General features: G+C 72.9%; 9 protein-coding genes, 2 tRNA genes and 1 pseudogene. 6 read left to right on the top strand and 6 right to left on the bottom strand.

All coding sequences use genetic code 11. From position 1 onward, the window contains the following. Nucleotides 1-161: 161 nt before the first annotated feature. The 4 genes from LLG88_00640 to LLG88_00625 are packed head-to-tail and all read right to left on the bottom strand — an operon-like array spanning nucleotide 162 to nucleotide 1,451. Nucleotides 162-578: a hypothetical protein gene (locus LLG88_00640; GenBank protein ID MCE5245418.1), complete on the bottom strand. Its 417-nt coding sequence runs from the start codon at nucleotides 576-578 to the stop codon at nucleotides 162-164. After that, complete coding sequence (locus LLG88_00635; GenBank protein MCE5245417.1) at nucleotides 575-811, bottom strand: hypothetical protein; 237 nt, start codon at nucleotides 809-811, stop codon at nucleotides 575-577. Before LLG88_00635 ends, LLG88_00640 begins: the two co-directional genes overlap by 4 nt. Before the next feature lie 3 nt (nucleotides 812-814). Further along, nucleotides 815-1,090 (bottom strand): hypothetical protein, encoded by a 276-nt coding sequence (locus LLG88_00630; protein ID MCE5245416.1) that lies wholly within the window; start codon nucleotides 1,088-1,090, stop codon nucleotides 815-817. Then, nucleotides 1,083-1,451 (bottom strand): hypothetical protein, encoded by a 369-nt coding sequence (locus LLG88_00625; protein MCE5245415.1) that lies wholly within the window; start codon nucleotides 1,449-1,451, stop codon nucleotides 1,083-1,085. The genes LLG88_00630 and LLG88_00625 overlap by 8 nt, the downstream gene beginning before the upstream one ends. Before the next feature lie 123 nt (nucleotides 1,452-1,574). Between LLG88_00625 and LLG88_00620 the strand changes: the two genes are divergently transcribed. The 6 genes and pseudogenes from LLG88_00620 (at nucleotide 1,575) to LLG88_00595 (ending at nucleotide 7,532) form a co-directional block, all read left to right on the top strand. After that, nucleotides 1,575-2,309: an HNH endonuclease gene (locus tag LLG88_00620; protein ID MCE5245414.1), complete on the top strand. Its 735-nt coding sequence runs from the start codon at nucleotides 1,575-1,577 to the stop codon at nucleotides 2,307-2,309. Nucleotides 2,310-2,628: 319 nt separating this feature from the next. Continuing rightward, on the top strand, nucleotides 2,629-4,338 hold the full coding sequence (locus LLG88_00615) for a hypothetical protein (protein MCE5245413.1): 1,710 nt from the start codon (nucleotides 2,629-2,631) through the stop codon (nucleotides 4,336-4,338). Between the two features lie 300 nt (nucleotides 4,339-4,638). Beyond that, nucleotides 4,639-5,238 (top strand): hypothetical protein, encoded by a 600-nt coding sequence (locus tag LLG88_00610; GenBank protein MCE5245412.1) that lies wholly within the window; start codon nucleotides 4,639-4,641, stop codon nucleotides 5,236-5,238. After that, nucleotides 5,235-5,924 carry a hypothetical protein gene (locus LLG88_00605; protein MCE5245411.1) on the top strand — a complete coding sequence of 230 codons (690 nt, stop codon included), beginning with the start codon at nucleotides 5,235-5,237 and terminating at the stop codon, nucleotides 5,922-5,924. The genes LLG88_00610 and LLG88_00605 overlap by 4 nt, the downstream gene beginning before the upstream one ends. A 200-nt stretch (nucleotides 5,925-6,124) precedes the next feature. Continuing rightward, nucleotides 6,125-6,670: an HNH endonuclease gene (locus LLG88_00600; GenBank protein MCE5245410.1), complete on the top strand. Its 546-nt coding sequence runs from the start codon at nucleotides 6,125-6,127 to the stop codon at nucleotides 6,668-6,670. A gap of 274 nt (nucleotides 6,671-6,944) precedes the next feature. Then, a pseudogene (locus LLG88_00595) lies at nucleotides 6,945-7,532 on the top strand (tyrosine-type recombinase/integrase). A 91-nt stretch (nucleotides 7,533-7,623) separates the two neighbouring features. On the opposite strand, the gene LLG88_00590 reads toward LLG88_00595, so the two are convergent. Together LLG88_00590 and LLG88_00585 are read right to left on the bottom strand one after the other, a co-directional pair. Further along, nucleotides 7,624-7,699 (bottom strand) — tRNA-Lys (locus tag LLG88_00590). 79 nt (nucleotides 7,700-7,778) lie between these two features. Continuing rightward, nucleotides 7,779-7,854, bottom strand: a tRNA-His gene (locus LLG88_00585). Nucleotides 7,855-7,918: the final 64 nt, after the last annotated feature.

Raw genomic sequence — 7,918 nt, 5'->3', positions numbered from 1 at the left:
GTCGTGGCCGCCGCCGAGGCAGACCGGAACTGATCCCGGACGGAACTCGAGCACCGCCCATCCGAAAGCCGTCGGACCGGGGTCGACGCAGAGGACCTTGCCTGCTAGGGGAACCGCGGCCGGCGGCCACTCGGGCTTGCGGCGCCGCGCCTTGCGCTTGCTCACTTACGACACCGCAGAGCGGCCAGGGCGACCGCCGCCGCCGCTCCGACGCCCAGCGGTCGGACGACGTCCTTCAGCCCGCAGAGGCGGCCCGCCTCGGCTGCGAGATCCTCGAAATCTCCCGAGACCGGGACCTCGAGCGCGCGCATCGCGTCGGCCAGGCGGTCGTAGAGGACGACCTCGACGCCGGCGCCTCGGCACGCGTCGACGAGGAGTCGGACGTCGACCTCCAGCGGGTCGTCCGGGCGTCCCACGGCCGCGACGAGCTGGACGTCGCCCCGTCGGGCCAGCCAAACGGCGTCGCTCCAGAAGCCGGACCAGCCCCGCTCGAAGACGAGGCGGCCGTCGCCGCCGAGCTCGACAATCGCGACGTCCGCCCGCTGCGGGGCCCATCCGAGGATCCCGGCGGCCTTCACTGGTCCTTCCGAAGGCACTTGCCGACGAACCAGCCAACGGCGGCGACTTCGACGGCCCCGAGCGAGACCAGCAGAACGACCTTCGTGAACCCATCGGCAACCTCGAGGCCCACCCAGGCGGCCCTGCCGAGCGCGTAAACGGCCATGCCGGCGGTTCCGCAAAAGACGAATTCGCAGACGTCGGCAAGACGGCCGGACCGGGCGAACTCGCGCAGCTTTTCGAGGACTTTCATCGTTCACTCCTTTTCGTCGCGCGGCGGGTGAGGCGCGCCGCCGCCACGCAGCGACGCGACCGCGTCTCCGGCCCGCGAGACTCCGTAGCCCGCCCCGACCAGGACGGCGAGTTGCGGTGCCGTCGCAGAAAAGGCCTCGACCGCCGCGGAGGGGCCGCCGCGGACCGCGGCGAAGGCCACCAGGGCCGCCCAAGCCACGACCGCGACACCGGCCGCGGCGCGGCCGAAGCTCAGCCGGGAACCACCGTCCGAGAAGAGCTCGCGCCAGGCATTAGTCATCGGGTAGGACCTCCTCGCCCCGCGGGGCGCGGACGGGCGCCTCCGCATCCAGCCCGCACTCGGCACGCGACGGCGGACGGGCCGGCGCGATCGTGTTCGGGTCCAGGACCCTGCAGACCGACGCGATTCCGCACTCGAACCGCGCGGCCAGGCGCCGGATGCTCCAGTGGAGCGGATCCAGCCGGCGCAGACGGCGGCACTCGGCGACCTGGTCGCTGTTCAGGGCCGCGCCGGGCGAATAGACATCGAGGGCGCAAATTTTGCGATAGCGCGCCTCGCGGTCGAGGTTTTCTTGGTCTTGGGAGGTCCACGGCGGGCAGTTGGTGACGGCCACGCCGGACGGTAAGTCGTTCCGTTCCATCACCTTAGAGTATGTTCGACGGACGCCTGCACGGGGTGAAACGGACGGGGTTTTCGGGGCCGCTGGCGGGCCGGTGCGTCAGGTTTTCGCCCGAACATACTATCTGGTGACGGACGGGGACTAATGGACCGCCCGCCGAGTCACAGGCCGAACCGGCCGAAAGGAAATGACATGAAACCTGTCACGACCGCCCCCCGTTGGACCCACGCCGCCCGCCGCACGGACCGCCGCCCGTTCTCCGACCGCATCGAAACCATCATCGACGGAGGATGCACTTACGCCGCCATTTCGCTCTACTGCCGCGGAAACGCGGGGGCGGAGCACCGGGTGCTTCTGGACCTCGCCGACGCCGACCGCCTCTCCCGCTGGATCGAGGAGGGGGCCGGCCGCCGCAGCATCCGGATTTTCGACAGCAGCCGCTGCCGGCACCGCCGCGGCCTCCATGACCGGCCGCGGCTCTACTGCCAAATCGTTGACTCTTCGGACGGAAAGGTCAAATCGTGGTACCTGCACCGGTGGGTTCTTGGCGCGACCGACCCCAGCGAACAGGTCCGCCACATCGACGACTGCGGCCTCAACAACCGCCGCTCCAACCTTGTCTCCGGAACTCCGCGGGATAACGCCCTCGACGCCATCGCCAACCGCCTGCGGGGCTTCGGAACGACGCCCGAAGCCGTCGAAGACGAGCTGGCCGCCGGGGCTTGCTGCGAGGTCGTCGCCGACCGGCTCGCGGTCCCGGTCTGCACCGTCCGCGCGATCCGCCGCCGGGCCGTCCGCTCCGGGCGCCATTTCCCCCGGCCCAAGCGGCGTTCGCGCAACGTGATCTCCGCGTCCAAGGGCCAGCCGGAGGTCGCGTGACCGCGCCCGTCACCGTCCAGCGCTGTCCGGACTGGACCGAGGCTGACCAGCGGGCCCTCGAGGGAAGGGAGGCGGCCCGCCGCGCCTCCCGACTCCCCGGTACCGTTCGACGCTCCTCCCCCCGCGTCTGCCGCCGCAGGCCGGTCTCCGAGGGGGTATTGGAACGCTTGCGGCTGACCTCGGGCGATCTTAAGGAACTTCGGCGGCGAGTCCTCTCGGGGGAAGTCACGGTCGCCGAACTCGCCCGGCGCCTCGGAACCAGCCGCTCGACCATGTCCCGCCTCATCGGCGGGAGTTACTCCGCTCAGTGAGGTCCGTAATGTCCGCCGCCCCGCGCCCCACCGAGAGCCCCCGCCCGCCCCGCAAGCCGCGGGGGCCGGAAGCTGACAAGCGTCGCCATCTCCGCAAGGGGGCCGCCCGACCGGCGGCCCCCGCCTGGTCCCAATCGCAGGTCGAGGAGTTCTTCCGGAGGTTCGTCGATCCCGACGGCCGCCACATCTGGGGCGCCCTCCAGCCGGACGGCCGGACCACCTGGTCCGGCAACTTCCGCCGGTCGACCTCGCTCGACGACGTCCGCCGGGCCGTCGAGGCGGGCTGGGAGAGCGGACGCCTGGCGGTCAAGGGACCCTCGAGGGTGCAGGACGTCGTCCTGGACCTTGACGGCCACGCCGTCGGCGAGGACGAGCGCGCCGCGCAGCTCGAGGCCGCCTGGGCCTTGGTCCGGCGGCTCAAGGCGCTCCGCGTGCGGCTCCACGTCGAGCGGACGCCGCGCGGTTACCGCGTCTTGATCCCCCTGGCCAAGGAGGTCGGCGCCGATCTCGCCCGTAACACCGTGTCGCGGCTGCTCGTCCGGCAGAACCTGGTCTCCTCGGAGGAGACCGTCGATGTCGTCCGGACCGGCCGGAGGTCGCTGTGCGGGCTGCCGTTCAGTTGGGGGGCGGGCGCCGCGGTCCTCTTCGAGGGGTCCGCCGAGCGGCTGGACCCGATCGACTCCGCCCTGGCCGGAGCCGAGGCCTTCGACCGGTACCTGGAGCTCCGGCCGAACCGGATGGAACGCCTGATCCAGCTGTCGAAGCAGACCCGCCGCCAGGTCGGCCGCCCCTCTGGGGGGGCGGCCTCCCCCGACTCCCCCAAGCGGTACAAGGCCCCGTCTGCATCGACTCCCTCCGGCCCCCAAGGGCAGCGGGGGAGGAACCAATACCTGGGGTCCCATTCCGGCTCCGACGGGAGGGACCAGATCAACGAACTCCTTGAAAACGCTGTACTTGGCTCTTGGTCCCCTTCCGCCGAGGACCCCGGAAATTCGAGCAAAACCCGGCACGAAACGGCGCTCCTCGTCGAGGGACTCGGCCCGGCCGAGCTGGTCCCCGGCACCCGCCGGAAGGCCTGCCTCGACCTGGTCCACCGCGCCCGCACGGCCGGCTGGAAGCCGGCGGAGACCCTCGGCCGGATCTGGTCCTGGCTCTTGGAGAGGCCGGCCGGGTCCTCCGCCGACCTCGACCGGAACCCCGGGGCGGTCCTCCGCGACCTGGCACGGAGCGTCATCGACGTCTACCGCTGGCGGGAGCGGCACCCGGCCAAGCGCCGCGGCCCGGCCGTCGAGCCCGACCCCGCCGACCTCGAGGCCCTGGCCGAACTGGGCCTTCCCCGAGCGACGGCCAAACACGTCTCGAAAGTTTTGGTCGCCCTCCGCGAGCGCCGCGAGGTCGGGCAGGAGGTCGTCCTCAGCCGCGCGTGGCTGAGCGTGGTCACCGGCGTCCGGGGCAAGTCGACCCTCGCCCGGATCCGGGAGGAACTGGTCAGCCTGGGGCTGGTCGAGATGACCGCCAGCCCCGACCGCCGCCGCGGTGTGGCCACGACCTGCCGCATCGTCAGCCTCGACGTCAGCCGTCCGGCCTCCGAACTCCGGCTGGCCGACGTCTTGGAGTTCCGCCGCGACGAGCTCACGCCGGCCGCCCGCGAGTTCGTCGACGGCCTCCCCCCGGAGCGGGTCGCGGCCCTCGTCGACGCCCTCCGGTTGGCCGCCTGACGACGCCCGGACCTGCCGGTCCCACGGCTGCCCGTTTAAGGCCCCCAGGAGCCGCCAGGAGGCGCCGCAGGCCCGCGCCCGAGCATCCGGTCGTCCGCGGCCGTCGGACGGCTTACGGAGCCTCCCAGGCCCCTTAAACGGCGACGTGGTTTCCGTCGTGGTAAATGACGTGGGAAGGAAGTCGTTTTTTTACATTATTTATCAGCTGCAGGCGACGGGCCGGGTCGTATTTTTTCTTTCGGGAGACGAGAGGCGTCGGCTGCGGAACCACGACCCGCGAGCCGGCCACGGGTACCGGGGATGAGGGCCATTATCGACGTCGTGCGGATCGGCAGGGCGGAGGCTTCGGCGGCCGCCGGGGCGCACTTGGCCGAGCGGTTGCTGGGCGGAGACTTTCTGCCGGCCCTCCGGCGGAAGGGCGCGCCCCGGAGGGGCCTGGAGGCGCTGCGGGCCGCCCTCCCGCAGATCGCCGGCGAGCTCTTCCGCGCCGCCAACGAGGGGCGGGACGCGGGCGGGGTCCTGGACCGCTGCCCGGAGGCGCGGCGGACCCTCGCGGACGCCTTCGACGCGGAGCCGGACCTCCGCGTCGCCGAGGAGGCCGGCCGGGCGCTCCTCCGGCTGGCGGCGGACCTCCACGCCGAACGGGGACTCGCCTGCGCCGTCGACCGCCTCGGCGCGATGCTCGAGCGCCGCGAAGAGCTTTCGCCGGCCCTCGTCGACCAGGTCGTCCGGCAGTCCGTCGGCCTGCCGCGGTGGCGGGAGCTCCGCATCTTCGCGGCCGCGGTCTTGGCCGACTACGAACTCGAGATCGAAGCCCGCCGGCCGCCGATCATCGGCCGCGGCCGCGCCGGCCGGACGGCGGCCGCGGAACGTTTCGCCGGGAACGGAGGCGCCCGATGAGGCGGCCGAAGCGGGCGCCGACCGACGCGGAGCTGGCAGAAGAGCGCCGGCGGCGCCGGGCCGAGGGCCGCGGGATCGGGGCCGAAGTCGTCGTCCGCCTGCTTGCGGGACGGCGGCTGCCGCTCTACGCCTTTCCCGGCGTCGACGACGCCCCGATGCTCCGCGACGCGCTGGCCGACGCCCTTCCCGGGGTCGCCCGCGAGCTCGCCAGAGCGGCCTTCGACGGCCGGCCGCCGCGCAGCCCCCTCGAGGACCCGTCGGTCGATCTGGCCCCGCTCCGGAGATCCCTCGGCCCGCGTTCCCAGAAGGCGCTCCGGAGGGCCGGCGAGGGGCTGGTCGCGATCGCCGCCGGCGTCCTGGCGGAGCCCGCCGTCCGGGACGCCGTCGAGCGGCTCGCCGTGCTCCTGCTCGAGGCGGAGCGGCTCGACCCGCTCACCGCCGACGGGACCGTGCAGGAGTCCGTCCCCGCCGACGTCTTCGGCCGCCTCCGCGAGCGGGTCAACGACGACCTGCTCACGCTCGCGACCGAGCTCGACGCGGCGACGCGGCGCGGCTTGGGCCCCGGCGTCGACGGCGCGCGCCTGATCGAGCAGTTCGTCGGCGCCCCCGACGAGCTGCTCGACGGCTTCGCCCCCGACGACGAGGACGAGGACGAGGTCGCCGACGAGGCGCCGGACGAGGACTGAAGACTAAGGAGCGGTCCGCGGGCGCCGGCGTCGATGCCGGCGCCGATCATCTTGCGAGTTGCGCCTTGACCGCCGGTCGGACCGATTTTAGGAAGAGTCGGACCGGCGGCGGGGGCCGCTGCGCCCCGGCGTCGTCCGTCGTTCGGCCCCGTCTCTCTTCTTGCGCGCGAACCGACGTTCGCGCGGGAACGGATACCCAAATGGAGAAGACCTGCACGCGCTGCGGCGCCGTTCATCCGCTCGACGAGTTCCCGCGCGACGCTAGGTCTCGCGACGGGCGGAAGCCGTACTGCCGCGCCTGCAACCGGCGCTACGCCGCGAAGCGCCGCGCCGAGCGCCCCGACGCCGAGCGCGGGCGCCGCCGCCGCTGGTACTCAGAACACAAGGACGCCTGGGCCGGCTACGCGGAAACCTACCGCCGCGCCCATCCCGAGCGCGTCAAGGCGGCCGACGCCGCCCGCCGCGCCAACGCGAAGGCCGCCCGCTACGGACGGCCGGGACTCGTCTCCGCCGAGGATGTCGCGGCGGTCCTGACGCTCGCCGGGGGCCGCTGCTGCCGCTGCGGCGCGACGGGCGCGCTGGAGATCGACCACGTCGTCGACCTCGCCCGCGGGGGCTCCGCGAACTTCCCCTGGTCGCTCCAGGCGCTCTGCCGGAGCTGCAACGGCGCCCGCCGCAACGTCGACTGCCGCGACGAGGCGTTCCGCGTCCGGCTGTTCGCGGCGACGCGGCGCAAGGCCGCCTGAACGGGGCCCGCCGTCCCGCGCGCCTCGCCGTAGCTTAAGGCCCATGACGAAGCCCGCGCTGACGTTCGCCGACCTGATCCCGAAGTTCCTCGCCTGGGCGAAGCGCGAGCGCGGCCTGCGCTCGTCGACGCTCAAGGAGTACGCGCGGGAGCTGAAGCGCGTCGCGGCGTACTGGGGGCCGAGGGAGGTCGCGCGGGCGTCCGTCCGCGACCTCGCCGGCTTCAAGGCGACGCTCGCCGGGCTGGCGCCGCAGACGCGGAAGCACCGGCTCCTCATGGTGAAGCTCCTGCTCGACCACGCCGTCGAGGTCGGCCTGATCGCGAGGCGCCCGCTCGACGTCGTCCTGCCCGAGATCAAGCGCCCGACGGTCGTCGAGGTCGCCGGCGAGGAGGAGATGGCCCGGCTGCTCGCGACCGAGGACGACCGCGTCCGCGCCGTCGTGCTCATGGGCGGCGACCTCGGCCTCCGCCGCGGCGAGATGGTGCGGGCCCGCGCGGAGGATCTCGTGCGCCGCCCGTTCCCCGCCCTGCGGCTGCCGGTGCGGGACCTCGACGCGGACCAGCCGAAGTCGGGGGCCGCGCGGCTCGTCCCGTGCTTCACCGCGCGCGCCTGGGACGCGCTGGAACGGCTCGCGGCGTCGCGGCGGGGCGGGGACCGCCTGCTCGGCCTCGCGAGTCCCGAGAGCGTCGTCGGCGTCGTGCGCGGGCACTGGATCGGCGCCGTCGGCCACGCCCCGCATCTGCACGCGCTCCGCCGGCGCTTCGCCAGCCGGCTGCTCGAGCGCGGACTCGAGCTCGACGCGGTCCGGCAGCTCCTCGGCCACAAGGACGTCTCGACGACGATGCGCTACCTCGGCGTCAACAGCGAGGAGCTGGCGGTCGTTCGGAAGTTCGGGGGAGCGCTTTCGCCCGCGGGACTCGAGGGGGCGAAAGAGGGCGAAGGGGGTTCCAAGTTGGTGAGCCGCCGGGGACTTGAACCCCGAACCCGCAGATTAAGAGTCTGCTGCTCTGCCAGTTGAGCTAGCGGCCCATGTTGTCCGCCGCGGAAGACGTACGGTCTCGCGCGGCCGCGACATAATACCCCAGCGCTGCGGGGGGGCAAGTATTTTTGGGGTGGGCGATGGGATTTGAACCCACGACAACCTGGTCCACAGCCAGGGACTCTACCAGCTGAGCTACGCCCACCACACTTGCCCGCCGTCGCCGGCGCGTGGTTATGGTAGGGCCAAAGCGCGAGCCGTCAAGCGCC

It is taken from the genome of bacterium (assembly GCA_021372775.1).
In the GTDB taxonomy this organism is placed as follows: Bacteria; Acidobacteriota; Polarisedimenticolia; order J045; family J045; genus JAJFTU01.
This window is presented reverse-complemented; position numbering and strand designations above follow the sequence as displayed.